Origin of the sequence: Rhizobium sp. NXC14 (genome assembly GCF_002117485.1) — a bacterium.
Classification (GTDB): domain Bacteria; phylum Pseudomonadota; class Alphaproteobacteria; order Rhizobiales; family Rhizobiaceae; genus Rhizobium.
On the sequence record NZ_CP021030.1, the window covers coordinates 2,651,086 to 2,667,539 of the forward strand.

The window sequence follows — 16,454 nt, forward strand, 5'->3', positions numbered from 1 at the left end:
GCGCTCATTCGTCCAAACAGCTCAGAACCCTGCATCGGGCTTAGAGAGATAGTCGAGTTCTGCTGCCGTCGATTCCCGCCCGAGCATGGCATTGCGGTGAGGAAAGCGCCCGTAGGCGGCGATTACCTCGCGGTGACGGATCGCATAATCGAGATATTCCTCGTCACCGAGCGCGGTGAACAGGGCCACCGAACGGTCCTGCTCGTCGAGGTTCTCGGCGTGTTCGAAGGGCAGGTAGAAGAAGGTCCGGCAAGCATGTTCAACCGCCTGGTCGGCACCGGCCGCAAGCGCAAGCTTGGCTTCCCGAAGGGCAAGCCCGTCGGTAGCAACGGCAAGCCCCGTGCCGCGATAGATGTTGCGGGGAAACTGATCGAGCACGACGACGGCCGCCAGCCGGCTCACCGGACCGGCCCGCCATTCATCGCCGACGCCCGCGGCAAGCGCCAGATGCGTATCGCGGAAAACATCCCGGATCTCGACATCGAGTTCCCGCGGGGGGCGAAACCATAGGTCGCGGCCACATCGAACGAACCAAAAATCGTAGACTTCGCGAGGTGTGCGGATCGTTGTCATGCTTTCCTCCCGCCGCGTTAGGTTCGATGACGTTATGCCGGCAAGCTCTAGTAAAAATAGGACAAGGTGTGCCTGCGGCACCCTCATCCGCCCTACAGGCACCTTCCCCGTTGGGGAGAAGAGGGAGTCGAGACGTTGCCGCCAATCTCTTCTGCCCAGAGGGGGCCGAAGGACGGGTCGAGACCCGTGGCTCGACCCCGGTCGTCGGTGCCGGCAGCCAGATGAGAGGGCCGCAGGCACACACCCTTCATCGTGACCTTCCACCTCTACCTACTTCTCCTCATGCAACGAAAACACCAGCATCGCCCTCGTCCCATCATGCCCGGGATCGTAAGTGAAATCCGATTTCAAGCTTGCGGCCATCGCCGTCAAAATCCGTGTGCCGAGGCCCGTTCCCCTCGCCGAGTTCTCTGGAGCAAACCCCGCTCCGTCATCTTCGACGATCAGGCGCAATTCGCCGTCGATCTGATCGACAACAACGCGGATCTCGCCTGAGACGCCGTCGGGATAGGCATATTTGAAAGCATTGGTGACGAGTTCACTGACGATCAACCCGAGCGTGATCACCTTGTCGGTCGCCAGATTGACCGGTTTTGCCGTCAGCACGATACGGTGCGGCCGCTTGTCGTCGCGCATCGAAGCTTCAAGCTCGGTCAGCAGGCTGTCCAGATATTCATCGACCTGCACCGAGCCGACCTGCCGGTTGGTGTAGAGCCGGCGGTGGACGCTCGCGATCGCGTTGATGCGCATCTGCGTCTCGTGCAGCGCATCGATCGCCACCTGGTCCTGGGTCATCGAGGATTGCATGCGGATCAGCGCGCCGACGAGGCCGAGGCTGTTGGCGATGCGGTGGTTGACTTCGGCAAGCAGCATTTCGGCATGGTCGCGCTGCTGGCGGATCACCTCCTGCGCCTGCGCCGTCTCGCGGCGGAAGCGGGCCCGCTCCAGCGCCTGTTCGAGGGCGGCGGCGAGCAGGTCGAAATAATCGGCCGAAATCCCCTTCAGCATGTAGTCATCGGCACCCGCCTTCAGCGCCGCGACCGCAATGCTGGTGTCGTCCGACCCCGTTGCATAGATGACCGGCGGATGATCCGGCACGGATGTGATGCAGGGCAGAATGTCTAGTCCGGTCTCGCCGCTCAGGAGATGATCGAGCACGACCGCATCGATGCCGCCGTCGGCGATCCGCGCCAGGCCGGCAGCACCACTCTGCGCCCACTCGACCGAAAAGCCGCAGCGCGCAAGGTTTTTCTGCATCAGGAGCGCGAGCCCCTCGTCGTCGTCGATATAGAGGATGTGGATCAGGGCATCCGCATCGCCGCTAGAATTGCTCATTCCGTCTCCCGGCGTTCTCTCTAAGCAACGACCGCCCGCAAGCGTTCCGAGTCGTCGGCATGAGCACTGTCGTATTGCATTGACCGCCTGAGGTAAACATCGCTCATCGCTCGCTCTTGTCGCAGGCGACGTTAGCGCTTCTGGAATTTCCGATGGCCGGAAACTTCGGCGCCCGCCTCCTTCGGCAATTGCAGAAAGCGCAGCGACGAGACGATGCCGATTGCGCCGACCACGACGAAGGCCCATCGGAAATCGGCCATGACGGGATTGTCAGCACCTCTGAGAGCAGAGGAAATATTGAGCACGGCGGCTGCTACCGCAACGCCGAGCAGCATCGACATCTGCTGCAGCATGCTCGACAGCGTCGAGGCCGAGCTTCGCTGCGCCGGGCCGATATCGGCAAAGGCGAGCGTGTTCAGCGCCGTGAATTCCATCGACCGCGACAGGCCGGCGAGAAAGAGCAGCGCATGGATGAAAAACGGCGGCGTCTCCGGCGTCAGGAAACCGCAAGCAACGATCGAAAGCGCGGCAATCAGTCCATTGAGCCCGAGAACGGTGCGGAAGCCAAAGAAGCGCAAGAGCGGTGTCGTCACCGCCTTCATGCTGAAATTGCCGAGAAAATACACGAGCAGATAGGCGCCGGCGGCAATCGAGCTCAGTCCGAAGCCGAGCTGGAACAAGAGAGGCAGCAGGAAAGGCGTCGCATTGATGGCCGTTCGGCAAGCCGTGCCCGCCGAGAGCGTCGACATCGAAAAGGTCTGGACGCGGAAAGCCGAAAGATCGAGCAGCGGATTGTCGACGGCAAGGAAATGCCGCGTCGCCATAACCGATAATACGACGCCGGCCGCCAGCATCGATATGACCGGCCAAATCCCGCCTTCCCATTTGACCGAAAGCTCCAAGGCCGCGAGCAGCAGGGTCAATCCGGCCGCGCTCAGGACAAAGCCGAGAACATCCAGCCGGCCGGGATCGGCCTCCCGCTGTTCGGGCACGAAGCGCAGCACCAGCCCCATGCCGACGATGCCGATCGGAATATTGATCAGGAAGTTCCAGTGCCAGCTGGCATAGGTGGTGATGAAGCCGCCGAGCACAGGGCCGACCACGGGCGCCGTCAGGGCCGGCCAAGTGATGAGCGCAATCGCCTGGACGAGTTCGGACTTGCGGGCATTCTTCAGCACGATGATGCGCCCGACCGGCGTCATCAGCGCGCTCCCTGCCCCCTGCAGCGCCCGCCACAGCACGAATTCTGTGAGGCTGCCGGAGAGCCCGCAGAACAGCGAGGCGCCGGTGAAGACGCCGATCGACACCAGGAAGACGCGGCGCGCGCCGAAACGATCGCCGAGCCAGCCCGACAGCGGAATGAAGGCCGCCATCGTCAGCATGTAGACGGTGATGCCGATGCTCATCGACACCGGCTGCACGCCGAAGCTTGCCGCCATCTGCGGCAGCGAGGTGGCGACGATCGTGCCGTCAAGGATCTGCATGAAGAAGGAAACGGCAACGACCAGAGCCACGATCTTCGCCTGGCGGCCGTTTGCCGCCTCTTGTCCCTGCTCGCTCGTCTCTGCCGTGGTCATGGATCTGCCAATGAAAATTACGAATGACGCGGCAGGGAAGCGGGAGGAAGCCGATCGGAGATCTGCCGCGAGGGGAGCGCGGTTGAACCACGCACTGGCTGAATACGCCTGTTGCATCAGGCCCGAAAGGCTAAATATCGCACTGCGCCGGAATTTCCCGAGACGGCCGGCATGGACAAAAGAAGAAGGCCTCACCGGAGGCGAGGCCAAGTTTGAACCGCTCCCGGGAAAACAGGAGCGGCGTCGAGGTCCATACCCTGCGGTCCATCCGCCAGCGAGGCCGGATTTCGTCGTATCGGTACGCCTGCACGGGAAATTTTCACGAGTTGCGAGGAGATCGGTCGAAACCCGCCCGGCAGCACCTGTGCGCCGCAGTAACTAATATCACTTGCAATGTTTATAAAATGCGCTATCACTAAACACATTGCTAAACATGATGATTGAGGAGTTCATGTGAGCATTTTCTGAAACGGGTGAACATGCGACGCCGGTGGGGAGCCGGTCTTGGTTCTGGGAGGAACTTATGCAGAAAACATCGAAAGCCCTTTTGGGGCTGGCCACGGCGTTCGTAATGTCGTCGGCATTGCCCAATCTCGCCAAATCCGATGAACTTACGCTGTGCTGGGCCGCATGGGACCCTGCCAATGCACTCGTTGAGCTCTCGAAGGACTTCACCGCCAAGACAGGCACGCAGATGAAGTTCGAGTTCGTTCCCTGGACGAGCTACGCCGATCGCTTCCTTAACGAGCTGAATTCTCACGGCAAACTCTGTGACCTCATCATCGGCGACAGCCAGTGGATCGGCGGCTCGGCCGAGAACGGCCATTACGTCAAGCTGAACGACTTCTTCGACAAGGAAGGCATCAAGATGGATGACTTCGTGCCGGCGACTGTTGTCGGCTACTCGGAATGGCCGAAGAACACGCCGAACTATTGGGCGCTGCCGGCCATGGGCGACGTCGTCGGCTGGACCTACCGCAAGGACTGGTTCGAAAAGCCGGAACTCCAGAAGGAGTTCAAGGCGAAATACGGCCACGATCTCGCAGCTCCGAAGACCTACGATGAGCTGAAACAGATCGCCGAGTTCTTCCAGAAGCGTGAGATCGACGGCAAGACCGTCTATGGCGCCTCGATCTATACCGAGCGCGGCTCCGAAGGCATCACCATGGGCGTCACCAACGTCCTTTACGACTGGGGCTTCCAGTACGACAACCCGAAGAAGCCCTACGAGATGGAAGGCTTCGTCAACTCGGACGACGCGGTCAAGGGCCTCGAATTCTACAAGTCGCTCTATGACTGCTGCACGCCGCCCGGCAGCTCCAACGTCTACATGGTCGAATCCGCCGACGCCTTCAAATCCGGCCAGGTCGCCATGCAGATGAACTTCGCCTTCACCTGGCCCGGCCTCTACAAGGACGAGAAGGTCGGCGGCGACAGGATCGGCTTCTTCCCCAATCCGGCGGAGAAGGCGCATTTCGCCCAGCTCGGCGGTCAGGGCATCTCGGTGGTTTCCTATTCCGACAAGCGCGACGCCGCCCTGCAATACATCAAATGGTTCGCACAGCCCGAGGTGCAGGCCAAGTGGTGGGAACTCGGCGGTTTCTCCTGCCTCAATTCGGTCGTCAACGCGCCTGATTTCGCCAAGAGCCAGCCCTATGCCCAGGCCTTCCTGGACTCGATGGCGATCGTAAAGGACTTCTGGGCCGAGCCAAGCTACGCCTCGCTGCTACAGGCCATGCAGAAGCGCGTCCATAACTACGTTGTCGCCGGCAACGGCACCGCCAAGGAAGCGCTTGACGGCCTGGTGAAGGACTGGAGCGACGTCTTCAAGGACGACGGCAAAATCTAGTGCCTGACGGGACTGGCGGCATCCCTCTGCGCGCCATCCTCACCAGGATGGCGGCCCGGATCGGCAGACGAGCCGGGCCGCCGGATCTTTCATACCCTAAAAGACCGGGTGAAACCTTGACCATTTCCCATCCCTCGATTGTCGAGAAAGCCGCCGACGCGACAGCAAGGGCAACGCCCGCCTCGCTCGCCCGGCACGTCCGCGGCCTCTCCGACAGGGCGATCGCGTGGCTGTTCATCGCGCCTGCCATCACCCTGCTCCTGGCGATCAACATCTTCCCCCTCATCTGGGCGGTCTATCTCTCCTTCACCAATTATCGTGCCAACCGGCCGAATGCGCCGGTCCAGGGCGTCGGGTTGGGAAATTATGAGCGTGTTCTCAACGATCCCGACATATGGCAGGCGATGCAGACCACCGCCCATTTCGTCTTCTGGACGATCCTGCTGCAGACGGTGATCGGTTTTGCGCTTGCCTACCTGATCGACCGCAAGTTTCGCGGCCATGCCTTCTGGACGACCATCATCCTGATCCCGATGATGCTGTCGCCCGCCGTGGTCGGCAATTTCTGGCGCTTTCTCTACGAACCGCAGATCGGCCTGTTCGCCTATGCCGTCTCGCTGGTATCGGGCATTCCGACATCCGATGTCCAGATGCTCGGCAATGTCTCTCTGGCGCCCTGGGCGATCATCATCGTCGATACCTGGATGTGGACGCCCTATGTGATGCTGATCTGCCTCGCCGGGCTTCGCTCGATCCCCGACTATATCTACGAGGCGGCCGAGGTCGATCGTGCATCGCCCTGGCGTCAGTTCTGGTCGATCACCGTGCCGATGGCCCTGCCCTTCATCATGCTCGCGGTGCTTTTCCGCGGCATCGAGAATTTCAAGATGTTCGACATGGTGACGCTGCTGACCGGCGGCGGACCGGGCTCGGTCACCGAGGTTGCCTCGATTACGCTGAAACGCGCCGCCTTCGAAAGCTGGGCGACCGGCCGGGCCTCGGCCTTCGCCATCGTCCTCTTCGTCGCGGTGTTCGGCCTCGCCAATATCTACGTCAAGGCATTGAACAAGGTGAAGCAAAGATGAGCGCCGCCAATACAGCCCATTCGGTCGTCGAGCCGAGCCTCAACAGCAAGCGCATCGCCGGCACGATCGTCGTCCTCTATGCGCTGGTCACCCTCATCCCGCTCGTCTGGATCTTCCTGACCAGCATCAAATCGCCGCCGGATTCGATCAGCTATCCCCCGAAGATCGTCTTCACGCCGTCGCTCGAGGGCTATTGCAATCTCTTCACCACGCGCACCCGGCAGACGCCCGATTATATCGCCTCGCTGCCGGCGCCGGTCGGCACCTGCGATGAGGTGACGCGCAAGCGCAACATGGTGATCGCAGGCCCGTCAAACTTCCTGCCGCGCTTCGTCAACTCGCTTGTCATCGCCTTCGGCTCCACCTTCCTGGCAGTCTTCCTCGGGACGCTCGCCGCCTACGGCTTCTCCCGCTTCAGGGTGCCGCTCGCCGACGACCTGCTGTTCTTCATCCTGTCGACGCGCATGATGCCGCCGATCGCCGTCGCCATCCCGATCTACCTGATGTATCGCGAGCTCGGCCTGTCGGACACGGCGCTCGGCATGATCCTGCTCTATACCGCCGTCAACGTCTCGCTCGCCGTCTGGCTGCTCAAGGGCTTCATCGACGAGATCCCGCGCGAATACGAGGAGGCGGCGATGATCGACGGCTATACGAGGCTGCAAGCCTTCCGCAAGGTCGTGCTGCCGCAGGCGACCACCGGCATTGCCGCGACTGCGATCTTCTGCCTGATCTTCGCCTGGAACGAATATGCCTTCGCCGCCCTTCTCACCTCGGGCGAGGCCCAGACCGCGCCGCCTTTCATCCCGACGATCATCGGCGAAGGCGGGCAGGACTGGCCGGCGGTCGCCGCCGGCACGACGATCTTCCTGATCCCGATCCTCGTCTTCACTATTCTCCTGCGCAAGCAGCTGCTGCGCGGCATCACCTTCGGAGCCGTCCGCAAATGAGCCACCTGATCGAGACACGCACCCGCACCCCTGCCCGCCCGAAACGGCCATTCTTGCTGCGCCGCGGTCCGATGGAGAATATCGCCACCGTGCTGATCGGGCTCGGCTTCCTCATGCTGTTCCAGCCCTTCCTGCTGGTGCTCTACACCTATTCGCTGGTGACCCTGCTGATCGGCACCGTCATGTTCATCATCGTCTCGAAATTCCCGGAGTAAACCATGGCGGACATCCGGATCGAAAATCTCCGCAAGGAATTCGGCAACTTCGTCGCCGTTGAGAATTCGACCTTCAGCGTCCATGACGGCGAGTTCCTGGCGCTGCTCGGGCCTTCCGGCTGCGGCAAGACGACGACGCTTCGCATGATCGCCGGCCTCGAGTTGCCCTCGAGCGGCAAGATTCATCTCGACGGCGAGGATGTCACCTTCAACCGCGCCAGTGCCCGCGACATCGCCTTCGTGTTCCAGCTCTTTGCGCTCTACCCGCATATGAATGTGCGCAAAAACATCGGCTTCCCGCTGCTGTCGCAGGGCATGCCCAAGGCCGAGATCCGTCAGCGCGTCGAAGAGACCGCCCGCCTGCTGCAGATCGACCATATTCTCGACCGCTCGGTCTCTGGCCTTGCCGGCGGCGACCGGCAGCGCGTGGCGCTCGGCCGCGCCATCGTCCGCCGCCCGAAATGCTTCCTGATGGATGAGCCGCTCGGCACGCTTGATGCCGAGTTCCGCGAGATCATGGTCCACGAGCTTCGCGAGCTGCACAACCGCATCCATGCCACCACGGTCTACGTTACCCACGACCAACACGAGGCGATGGCGATGGCCGACAAGATCGCCGTGATGAACCACGGCGTCATCGAGCAGTTCGGCACGCCGCAAGAGATCTATGCCAAGCCGGCGACCATGTATGTCGCCGACTTCATCGGCTCACCGCCGATGAACTTCATGCGCTTCACCTCCGGCCTGAAGAGCGGCGACACATCCATCCTGCTCGACGGCGTCAATGTCGCCGTTCCCGAGATTCATCAGGACATGGCAGAAAGCGAACTGGCGCTCGGTGTCAGGCCCGAGCATATCCGCTTCAGCGACGCCTCGCCCCTTCGCGGCGCCGTCTATGGCAGCGAATATCTCGGCACCAACCAGGTTGTTGCCGTGGAAACCCCGGGCGGTCTGATCAAGGCCCGCGTTCCCGCCAGTCGCAGTTTCCGGATCGGCGAGACCGTCGGCCTCGAATTCAATCCGGCGAACCTCGCGCTCTTCGACTGCGTCTCGGGCCGCGCGGTGCCATCCCAGCTCTATAAGGAGACCCGGCATGGCTGATGTCGTCCTCAGAAATCTCAGCAAGCGCTTCGGCGACACCCAGGCTCTTGATGGGCTCGATCTTTTTATCCGCGACGGCGAGTTCGTCGTGCTGCTCGGTCCCACAGGCGCCGGCAAGACCACGACGCTCAGGCTGATCGCCGGCCTCGAAAGGCCCGACAGCGGCCGCATCGAGATCGGCGGCCGCAATGTCGCGGCCGAAGCGCCGGCCGGGCGCGACGTCGCCTTCGTCTTCCAGCAATATTCGCTCTACCCGCACATGACGGTTTACGAGAACCTCGCCTTCCCGCTGAAGGCGCCGGTGCGCAAGCTGAGTGCGGAGGAGATCGACCGGCGCGTGCGCGAGGTTGCGCGCATGGTCCGCATCGACCACAAGCTCGAAAACCGCTCGACCAGGCTCTCCGGCGGCGAGATGCAGCGCGTCGCGATTGGCCGAGCGCTGGTGCGCCGGCCGGCGATCTATCTGATGGACGAACCGCTGTCCTCGCTCGACGCCAAGCTGCGCGCCGAACTGCGCCTGGAGCTGAAGCGCATCCAGAAGGAGCTCGGTTCGACGCTGCTCTATGTCACCCACGACCAGGTGGAAGCCATGACCATGGCCGATCGCATCGGCATCGTCGCCGAGGGCCGGCTGATGCAGGTGGGAACGCCGCGCGAAATCTATGGCAATCCCGCCAACCTGCATGTCGCCGCCCGCCTCGGCCAGCCGCACATCAACCTTCTGCCGGCGGATCTGCTGCCGGGCGGCCGTCCGCCATTCGGCACAAAAACCGTCGGCGCCCGCACCGAACATCTCGATATCGTCGTCGGCAAGGATGCCAATGCCGAGGTCGACTGGATCGAGCATCTCGGCGACCAGAACCATCTCCATATCCGGGTGGCCGATCCCAAGCAGCCTGCGCGGGATCACAAACTCGTCACACTCGCGGATCCATATCTGGCGATCGCGCCGGGCGACCGCATCAGCCTGACGCTGCGCGATCCGCTTTATTTCGATGCGGCTGGACAGCGCCTGTCGTGACCGGCAAACAAAATGATGATGGCATGAAAAACAAACGGACGGGTCTCAACCGATGAAACACTTCTTCAACCGCAGGGAAACGATCGTCACCGAAGCTCTGGACGGCCTGCTTCTGACGACGAGCAGCGGCCGTCTCGCCCGTCTCGACAGCTTTCCCGACATCAAGGTGATCCTGCGTGCGGACTGGGACAAGTCAGAGGTCGCAATCATCTCGGGCGGCGGCGCCGGCCATGAACCCTCCCATGCCGGCTTCGTCGGTAAGGGCATGCTGACGGCGGCCGTCTCCGGGGAGATCTTCGCCTCGCCGAGCGTCGATGCGGTGCTGACGGCGATCCGCGCCGTGACCGGCCCGAAAGGCGCCCTGCTGATCGTCAAGAACTATACCGGCGACCGCCTGAATTTCGGCCTTGCCGCCGAAAAGGCGCGCGCCGAGGGCTTCGACGTCGAAATGGTTATCGTCGCCGACGACATCGCCATCCCCGGCATCAACCAGCCGCGCGGCGTCGCCGGCACACTGTTCGTCCACAAGATCGCGGGCTATCACGCCGAAAGAGGCGAGGAGCTGAAGACGGTCGCGGCCCACGCCTCGGCTGCTGCCGGCGATATCGTCTCGCTCGGCATGTCGCTCTCGACCTGCAGCGTGCCCGGCCAGGCGCATGAGGATCGCCTCGGCGCTGAAGAAGGCGAACTCGGCCTCGGCATCCATGGCGAACCCGGCGCCGAGCGCATCGCGCTGCAGCCGGTCGCCGATATTGTCGCCACCATGGCGGCGCGCCTGACCCCGGCTTTGCGCGAAGGGGCAGACCACGCCCTCCTCCTCAACAATCTCGGCGCCGTGCCGCCGCTCGAAATGACCGTCATCGCCAAGACAGTGCTGTCCTCGCCGCTTGGCCGCCACATCAGGCTGATCGTCGGCCCGGCGCCGATGATGACCGCGCTCAACATGAACGGCTTCTCGCTGTCGCTGATCCGGCTGGATGCCGTGCGCGAAGCGGCGCTGACGGCAGTGGTCGAGCCGCATGCCTGGATGCCGGCCGTCAAACGCCACGAGATCAGGGTTATCGCCGCGCCGAGAACGGCGAGCCACTTGAACGGCGCAGCCACACCAGGGGAGAACAGCCGCTACCGGCGCCTGATCACGGCACTCTGCGAGCACCTGATCGAACAGGAAAACGAGCTCAACCGGCTGGACGGCCGCGTCGGCGACGGCGATACCGGCTCGACGGTGGCGACAGGCGCGCGCAGCGTGCTTGCCCGCCTCGACACGCTGCCGCTCGATAAGCCGGCGGCAACGCTTGCCTCGCTCGGCGACATCCTCGGCACCAGCATGGGCGGATCGAGCGGCGTGCTGCTGTCGATCTTCTTCACCGCCGCGGCAAAGGCGATGGCCGATAGAGCGGATATATCAGCAGCGCTTCTTGCCGGGCTCGACAGGATGACGTTCTATGGAGGAGCAGGAGTCGGCGACCGGACGATGGTCGATGCACTCTCGCCTGCCCTGCAGGCGCTCGCGTCAGGCGATATCGCTGCCGCGGCAAGGGCAGCGGCATCAGGCGCGGAGTCGACGAAGACGATGACGAAGGCGAGAGCCGGACGCGCCTCCTATGTCGGCGAAAGGGATCTCGCGGGTGTCGCCGATCCCGGCGCGGTCGCGGTCGCCGGCGCGTTCGGCGTGGCGGCAAGCCTCGCCTGACCGGGTAAAGTTTGAAAGCCCGCGGGAGACGGGCGTCAGGGAGGAAGGCAGTGCAGGCGGAACCGGTGCTTGTGGCAGAACTGATCGAAGTGTGCCGCGCGACGATCGCGGAAAACGCCGATCACCTCTGCGCACTCGATCGCGCCATCGGCGATGGCGATCACGGAACCAATATGCGGCGTGGCTGCGAGGCGGTGAGCGCCGAGGGCGAAAGCCTGTCCAGCCTGCCCTTCCCCGACGCCGTCGAAAAGATCGGCCTGACGCTGGTGATGAATGTCGGCGGTGCGGCCGGCCCGCTCTACGGAACGCTGCTGATCGAGATCGGCCGCGAGCTTCGTAAAAGCGAGGAGAAGGCCGATTTTTCCCTGGTGCTGAAACAGGCGATTGACGCGGTGGCAAAACGCGGGCGGTCGCACGCCGGCGACAAGACGCTGCTCGACGTGCTCTATCCCGTCCATGCGGCGCTGGCCAAGCGGTCTCCACTCGGTGACGTCGCGCGCAAAGCCGAGCGCTCCGCCGACAGGACAGCCGCGATGAAAGCGATGCGCGGACGCGCCGCCTATCTCGGCGACCGCTCGATCGGCCATGTCGATCCCGGCGCGTCGAGCTGCGCGCTGCTGACAACGGCGATCTGCCGCTATCTCGGGGAGCGCCGCCCCGATGAATGAAAGGACCGAGATGAATGGAAAGACAGCAAATGTGGGCATCGTGATCGTCTCCCACTCGCCACTGGTGGCAAGGGGCATCGCCGACATGGTGCGGCAGATGGTCGGCGATTGCGTGCCGCTTGCCTGGTCGGGCGGCAACGTCCATGGCGATCTCGGCACCGATGCCGGCGGCATCCTGAAGGCGATCGAGGCCGCCTGGTCAGATGCCGGCGTCGCCGTCTTCGTGGATCTCGGCGGCGCCGAGACCAACAGTGAGATGGCGATCGAAATGCTCGGCCTTCCCCGTTCGGCGCTCGTCTCCATCTGCAACGCCCCGCTCGTCGAAGGCGCGGTCATCGCCGCCGCCGAAGCCTCAGGGGGCGCGTCGCTTGCCAAGGTCGTCGCCACGGCAGAGGAACTGTCGCCCTGATGCCGAACCGATTGCGTGGTGAAAAACAGGAGCCCGATCAATTGCACCTGAACTGCCAGATAGAGGTGGAAGTCAAGCACGGCGTCGGGCTGCATGCCCGCCCCTCCGTCACCTTCACGCGCCTTGCCAAATCTTTCCCCTGCTCGATCGAGGTCGCCGTCAACGGCAGTGACGTCTGGCTGAACGGCAAGAGCATCATCAAGATTATGGGCGCGAGGATCCGCAAAGGTTCGATCCTTAGAATACGCGCGGACGGCATTCTCGCCGAAGAGGCGATCCGTGCCCTAAAGGACCTCATCGAGCGCAACTTCGATGAGGATAAGAAACATGGCAGAACCGCTTAGGCTGAAAGCAAAGAGCGCATCCCCGGGAATCGCATTCGGCCCTGCCTTTCTCGCGGAAGAGCCGAGGGCTGCTTCCGCGCCCGAGACTGCCGGCGGCTATGGCGCGCTTGAAAAGGCGATCGATATCTCGATCGGCGAACTCGAGCGCCTCGCCGAGGGCGCCGATGCAGAAAGCCGCGATATCATTGATTTCCAGATCGAGGTGCTGCGCGATCCGACCATCCCGGAAGCAACGAGCGCGCGCATGCAAGCCGACGAGAATGTCGTCTTCGCCTGGGTCGCCACGCTCGACGCCTATATCGGCGAACTCGAAACGGCCGACGAGGAACAGATGCGAGCGCGCGCCATCGACATTCTCGACATCAAGAACCGCGTGCTCGGGGCGCTTGCCGGCACCCCGGTCGCCGATTTCCCGCCCGGCTCGGTCTTCGTCGGCAAGGATATGGAGCCGAGCCGCTTCCTCGCCCATGACTGGTCGAAGGGCGGTGGTATTGCGTTGTTTGCAGGCAGCGCCGCAGGCCACGTCGCTTTGCTCGCCCGGGCAAAATCAGTGCCGATGGTGGTCGGCACAGGCCGTTTTTCAGTCGCGGACCGCGATCCTGTGGGCGTCGATGGCGACGCCGGCGTCGTCATTCTCAAGGCGGGTGGCATGCTGATCCCGCCGCTCGCGCCAGCCGGCGACACCAAGACCGAAAGCCGCGAACTGCACACGGCGGACGGCGTACCGATCCTCGTCTCCATTAATATCAACGACCCCGCCGAGATCGACGCGCTCGATCCGGCAACGGCGGGCGTTGGCCTGATGCGCTCGGAATTTTCAGTCACCTCGATCGCCGATGCCGCCAATGAGGAACGCCAGCTGGCGATCTATCGCCGCGTGCTGGAACAGGCGGGCGAAAAGCCGGTAATCATAAGAATGCTGGATATAGGCGGAGACAAGCCGCTTGCCGGCCTCGAAGACCTGCCGGCTCTCGAGCCGGGCCTGCGCGGCATCCGGCTGCTGCTTGCCCGGCCGGAAATCGCCCGCGTCCAGGCCCGCGCCCTGCTGCGCGCTGCCGTCTTCGGCAAGCTTTCGGTGATGTTGCCGATGGTGACCTTTCCCGATGAGATCGCCAGGATGCGCGAACTGTTCCGCGAGGAAGCCGAAAAGCTCGGCCGCCGCGCCCTACCGCACCGGATGCCGCCGATCGGCATGATGGTGGAGGTGCCATCGGCCGCATTTATGCTCGACACTTTCAGATCGGCCGCCTTCTTCTCCTTCGGCACAAACGACCTCACGCAATACCTCGTCGCCTCCGCCCGCGACGGCAACGAGGCCGATGCCGGCAAGGCAGCACCCGCCGTACTCCGGCTGATCGAGCTGGCGGTAAGACTTGCCGGTGGCAAGCCCGTCAGCATCTGCGGCGACATGGCCGGCGATCCCCGCTATCTCCCGGGGCTGCTTGCCGCCGGCCTCCGGAATTTTTCCGTGGCGCCGGCCCGCCGTCCCGCGATAAGATCGGCGATAACAGGCCTCAACGCCGATGGCACAAGGGCAGCCGGAGAGTAGGATGGCGCGCGAAGACACCGAAGACGCCATAATCGCCTACAAGTCCATTCTGGCGCAGATCATCGACAATAGGCCGTCCGGCACGCGCCAGCGTCTGGCCACGGCGCTCGGCAAGCACCGCAGCTTCGTCACGCAGATCACCAGCCCGACTTATGCGACACCGCTGCCGGCACGCCATCTCGCGACAATCGTGCGCGTCTGCCACTTCAGCGCCGCCGAAGAAGAACGCTTTCTCGAAGCCTATCAGGCCGCCCATCCCGGCAAGCTCCCGGATCTCGGCCATTCCGAGAAATTGCGGCACTTGTCGCTGATGGTGCCCGACTTCGGCGACGACAGGAAAAACCGCCTCCTGGAAGAGGCGATCTCCGATCTGGTGCAGAAGATCGTCGCGATATCAGGGGCGAGCGAGCAGTGAAGAGTGAGAGAACTGACGTAGCGTAATGTTTTTGGCCTTGGGAGGGGCTTGATGAAGAAGTTCATGAACACCGCGGAAACCATGGTCGCCGAAAGCGTCGAAGGCTTTGTGCGCGCCCATGAGGCCTTGGTGGTGTTCGGGGCCGAGCGCAAATGCGTCCGCCGCAGCCAACTGACATCAGGCAAGGTGGCGCTGATATCAGGCGGCGGCGCCGGCCACGAGCCGATGCATATTGGCTTCGTTGGCCAGGGCATGCTGGACGCCGCCTGCGTCGGCCATATCTTCACCTCGCCGACGCCCGCCCAGATCATTGCCGCCATCGAAGAGACCGATACCGGCGCCGGCTGCCTGCTCGTGGTCAAGAACTATGATGGCGACCTGATGAATTTCGAAATGGCGATCGAGATGGCCGGTGACCGCCACGGCCTCGACATGATCGTCGTCAGCGACGATATCGAGACGTCGAGAACAGGCGAAGGCCGTGGCCGGCGTGGCGTTGCGGGGACGCTGATTGTCGAAAAGATTCTGGGTGCCGCCGCTGAACGCGGCATGCCGCTCGCCGAATTGAAGCAGCTTGGCGAGAGGTTGAACACCCGCGTCCGCTCGATGGGGGTCGCGCTGAACGGCGTGACGGTGCCGCAGACCGAGCGCACGACGTTTTCGCTCGGACCCGACGAGATGGAAATGGGCGTCGGAATCCACGGTGAGCCCGGCCATGCCAGGCAGCCCTTCACCGCCGCGGACGCCATTATCGGGCATCTTTGCGAGACCATCATCGCCGACATCACGGTCACGCCGGGTGCCCGGGCGCTGCTCTTCATCAACGGCCTCGGCGGCACGCCGCCTGCCGAACTCTACCTCGCCTATGCCTGCGCCCGCCGTGTCATCGAGGAGATAGCCGTCCCGATCGAGCGCTCGCTTGTCGGAACCTACGTCACCTCGCTCGACATGCAGGGACTGTCCGTCACCCTCGCCTTACTGAGCGACGAGGAGATCGCGCTCTGGGACGCACCGGTGGCGACGGCGGCTTTGCGCTGGCCGTGAAGGCGGAAGTTGCAATTAACAATCACCAGCGCTTCGTTAATGTGGAATGAGGAATCAAAGCTTGCGATTTAATCGGACGCGATGTATATGTATCGGCATTCATCAAGCTGGACGGATAAAGCCATGCCCGCATTTAAAAACACAAAAGCACCCGACATGCCCGCCTCCCCGCAACCCCGCGAGAGCGGCAAGAAGCTTTCGAACTTCCTGTGCTTCGCCGTCTATTCCGCCAATCTCGCCTTCGGCCGCGCCTATAAACCGATCCTGGACGAGCTTGGCCTGACCTACACGCAATATATCGCCCTGGTCGCCCTTTCCGAGGAGGATGGCCAGACGGTCAGCATGCTGGGGGAAAAACTGTTCCTCGAATCCAACACGCTGACGCCGATCCTCAAGAAGCTGGAATCGGCAGGCTATCTCACGCGCCATCGCGATCCCGCCGATGAACGGCAGGTCCGCGTAAGCCTGACGCCGGCTGGGCGCGATCTCCTCGTCGAGGTCGACCCCGGCGGCACGCTGATTGCCGCCAGTGGCCTCGGCGATGATTTCCCCGTCGTACGGCAATCGGTGACGAGGTTGCGCGACAACCTGTTGCGAGCGCAGGCCGAACCGGAAAAGCCATGATG

17 protein-coding genes are annotated in these 16,454 nt (G+C 63.1%); 14 read left to right on the forward strand and 3 right to left on the reverse strand.

Going from position 1 to position 16,454, the window contains the following annotated elements; translation table 11 throughout:
* Nucleotides 1-21 precede the first annotated feature (21 nt).
* The 3 genes from NXC14_RS13105 to NXC14_RS13115 form a co-directional block, all read right to left on the reverse strand.
* Nucleotides 22-573, reverse strand: a complete 552-nt coding sequence (locus tag NXC14_RS13105) for a DUF924 family protein (protein WP_085778506.1) — start codon at nt 571-573, stop codon at nt 22-24.
* A 270-nt stretch (nt 574-843) separates the two neighbouring features.
* Nucleotides 844-1,908: a histidine kinase dimerization/phosphoacceptor domain -containing protein gene (locus NXC14_RS13110; RefSeq protein ID WP_085778507.1), complete on the reverse strand. Its 1,065-nt coding sequence runs from the start codon at nt 1,906-1,908 to the stop codon at nt 844-846.
* Between the two features lie 131 nt (nt 1,909-2,039).
* A complete protein-coding gene (locus NXC14_RS13115) occupies nt 2,040-3,485 on the reverse strand; it encodes an MFS transporter (RefSeq protein WP_085778508.1) in 1,446 nt (481 codons plus the stop codon).
* Between the two features lie 523 nt (nt 3,486-4,008).
* On the opposite strand from NXC14_RS13115, the gene NXC14_RS13120 reads away from it, so the two are divergent.
* From NXC14_RS13120 to NXC14_RS13185, 14 genes are all read left to right on the forward strand, one after another.
* Entirely contained in the window at nt 4,009-5,334 is a 1,326-nt protein-coding gene (locus NXC14_RS13120) for an ABC transporter substrate-binding protein (protein WP_085778509.1), read from the forward strand.
* 116 nt (nt 5,335-5,450) lie between these two features.
* The gene (locus NXC14_RS13125) at nt 5,451-6,419 is read left to right on the forward strand and encodes a sugar ABC transporter permease (RefSeq protein WP_085778510.1); all 969 of its coding nucleotides are present in this window, start codon (nt 5,451-5,453) and stop codon (nt 6,417-6,419) included.
* On the forward strand, nt 6,416-7,369 hold the full coding sequence (locus tag NXC14_RS13130) for a carbohydrate ABC transporter permease (RefSeq protein WP_085778511.1): 954 nt from the start codon (nt 6,416-6,418) through the stop codon (nt 7,367-7,369). Before NXC14_RS13125 ends, NXC14_RS13130 begins: the two co-directional genes overlap by 4 nt.
* Nucleotides 7,366-7,584, forward strand: a complete 219-nt coding sequence (locus tag NXC14_RS13135) for a hypothetical protein (RefSeq protein WP_085778512.1) — start codon at nt 7,366-7,368, stop codon at nt 7,582-7,584. The genes NXC14_RS13130 and NXC14_RS13135 overlap by 4 nt, the downstream gene beginning before the upstream one ends.
* Nucleotides 7,585-7,587: 3 nt before the next feature.
* A complete protein-coding gene (locus tag NXC14_RS13140) occupies nt 7,588-8,685 on the forward strand; it encodes an ABC transporter ATP-binding protein (protein WP_085778513.1) in 1,098 nt (365 codons plus the stop codon).
* On the forward strand, nt 8,678-9,706 hold the full coding sequence (locus NXC14_RS13145) for an ABC transporter ATP-binding protein (protein ID WP_085778514.1): 1,029 nt from the start codon (nt 8,678-8,680) through the stop codon (nt 9,704-9,706). Before NXC14_RS13140 ends, NXC14_RS13145 begins: the two co-directional genes overlap by 8 nt.
* A 52-nt stretch (nt 9,707-9,758) precedes the next feature.
* The gene (locus tag NXC14_RS13150) at nt 9,759-11,399 is read left to right on the forward strand and encodes a dihydroxyacetone kinase subunit DhaK (RefSeq protein ID WP_085778515.1); all 1,641 of its coding nucleotides are present in this window, start codon (nt 9,759-9,761) and stop codon (nt 11,397-11,399) included.
* A 50-nt stretch (nt 11,400-11,449) separates the two neighbouring features.
* Nucleotides 11,450-12,067, forward strand: a complete 618-nt coding sequence (gene dhaL, locus NXC14_RS13155) for a dihydroxyacetone kinase subunit DhaL (RefSeq protein WP_085778516.1) — start codon at nt 11,450-11,452, stop codon at nt 12,065-12,067.
* A 10-nt stretch (nt 12,068-12,077) separates the two neighbouring features.
* Nucleotides 12,078-12,476 (forward strand): dihydroxyacetone kinase phosphoryl donor subunit DhaM, encoded by a 399-nt coding sequence (gene dhaM, locus NXC14_RS13160; RefSeq protein WP_085780099.1) that lies wholly within the window; start codon nt 12,078-12,080, stop codon nt 12,474-12,476.
* Nucleotides 12,476-12,820 carry an HPr family phosphocarrier protein gene (locus tag NXC14_RS13165; RefSeq protein ID WP_085778517.1) on the forward strand — a complete coding sequence of 115 codons (345 nt, stop codon included), beginning with the start codon at nt 12,476-12,478 and terminating at the stop codon, nt 12,818-12,820. Before dhaM ends, NXC14_RS13165 begins: the two co-directional genes overlap by 1 nt.
* The gene (locus NXC14_RS13170; protein ID WP_085778518.1) at nt 12,804-14,369 is read left to right on the forward strand and encodes a putative PEP-binding protein; all 1,566 of its coding nucleotides are present in this window, start codon (nt 12,804-12,806) and stop codon (nt 14,367-14,369) included. The genes NXC14_RS13165 and NXC14_RS13170 overlap by 17 nt, the downstream gene beginning before the upstream one ends.
* 1 nt (nt 14,370) lies before the next feature.
* Nucleotides 14,371-14,784: a hypothetical protein gene (locus NXC14_RS13175; protein ID WP_008535099.1), complete on the forward strand. Its 414-nt coding sequence runs from the start codon at nt 14,371-14,373 to the stop codon at nt 14,782-14,784.
* A 51-nt stretch (nt 14,785-14,835) separates the two neighbouring features.
* Nucleotides 14,836-15,828, forward strand: coding sequence for a dihydroxyacetone kinase subunit DhaK (locus NXC14_RS13180; RefSeq protein WP_085778519.1), 993 nt, complete (start codon nt 14,836-14,838; stop codon nt 15,826-15,828).
* Nucleotides 15,829-15,951: 123 nt separating this feature from the next.
* A complete protein-coding gene (locus NXC14_RS13185; RefSeq protein ID WP_085780100.1) occupies nt 15,952-16,452 on the forward strand; it encodes a MarR family transcriptional regulator in 501 nt (166 codons plus the stop codon).
* Nucleotides 16,453-16,454 lie beyond the last annotated feature (2 nt).

What these genes read in the sequence shown, in the direction of transcription:
- NXC14_RS13120 (WP_085778509.1), top strand. Translation starts at nt 4,009, where the DNA reads ATGCAGAAAACATCGAAAGCCCTTTTGGGGCTGGCCACGGCGTTCGTA.
- NXC14_RS13135 (WP_085778512.1), top strand. Translation starts at nt 7,366, where the DNA reads ATGAGCCACCTGATCGAGACACGCACCCGCACCCCTGCCCGCCCGAAA.
- NXC14_RS13150 (WP_085778515.1), top strand. Translation starts at nt 9,759, where the DNA reads ATGAAACACTTCTTCAACCGCAGGGAAACGATCGTCACCGAAGCTCTG.
- NXC14_RS13165 (WP_085778517.1), top strand. Translation starts at nt 12,476, where the DNA reads ATGCCGAACCGATTGCGTGGTGAAAAACAGGAGCCCGATCAATTGCAC.
- NXC14_RS13170 (WP_085778518.1), top strand. Translation starts at nt 12,804, where the DNA reads ATGGCAGAACCGCTTAGGCTGAAAGCAAAGAGCGCATCCCCGGGAATC.
- NXC14_RS13140 (WP_085778513.1), top strand. Translation starts at nt 7,588, where the DNA reads ATGGCGGACATCCGGATCGAAAATCTCCGCAAGGAATTCGGCAACTTC.
- dhaM (WP_085780099.1), top strand. Translation starts at nt 12,078, where the DNA reads ATGAATGGAAAGACAGCAAATGTGGGCATCGTGATCGTCTCCCACTCG.
- NXC14_RS13105 (WP_085778506.1), bottom strand. Translation starts at nt 573, where the DNA reads ATGACAACGATCCGCACACCTCGCGAAGTCTACGATTTTTGGTTCGTT.
- NXC14_RS13110 (WP_085778507.1), bottom strand. Translation starts at nt 1,908, where the DNA reads ATGAGCAATTCTAGCGGCGATGCGGATGCCCTGATCCACATCCTCTAT.
- NXC14_RS13145 (WP_085778514.1), top strand. Translation starts at nt 8,678, where the DNA reads ATGGCTGATGTCGTCCTCAGAAATCTCAGCAAGCGCTTCGGCGACACC.
- NXC14_RS13180 (WP_085778519.1), top strand. Translation starts at nt 14,836, where the DNA reads ATGAAGAAGTTCATGAACACCGCGGAAACCATGGTCGCCGAAAGCGTC.
- NXC14_RS13185 (WP_085780100.1), top strand. Translation starts at nt 15,952, where the DNA reads ATGCCCGCATTTAAAAACACAAAAGCACCCGACATGCCCGCCTCCCCG.
- NXC14_RS13115 (WP_085778508.1), bottom strand. Translation starts at nt 3,485, where the DNA reads ATGACCACGGCAGAGACGAGCGAGCAGGGACAAGAGGCGGCAAACGGC.
- NXC14_RS13130 (WP_085778511.1), top strand. Translation starts at nt 6,416, where the DNA reads ATGAGCGCCGCCAATACAGCCCATTCGGTCGTCGAGCCGAGCCTCAAC.
- NXC14_RS13175 (WP_008535099.1), top strand. Translation starts at nt 14,371, where the DNA reads ATGGCGCGCGAAGACACCGAAGACGCCATAATCGCCTACAAGTCCATT.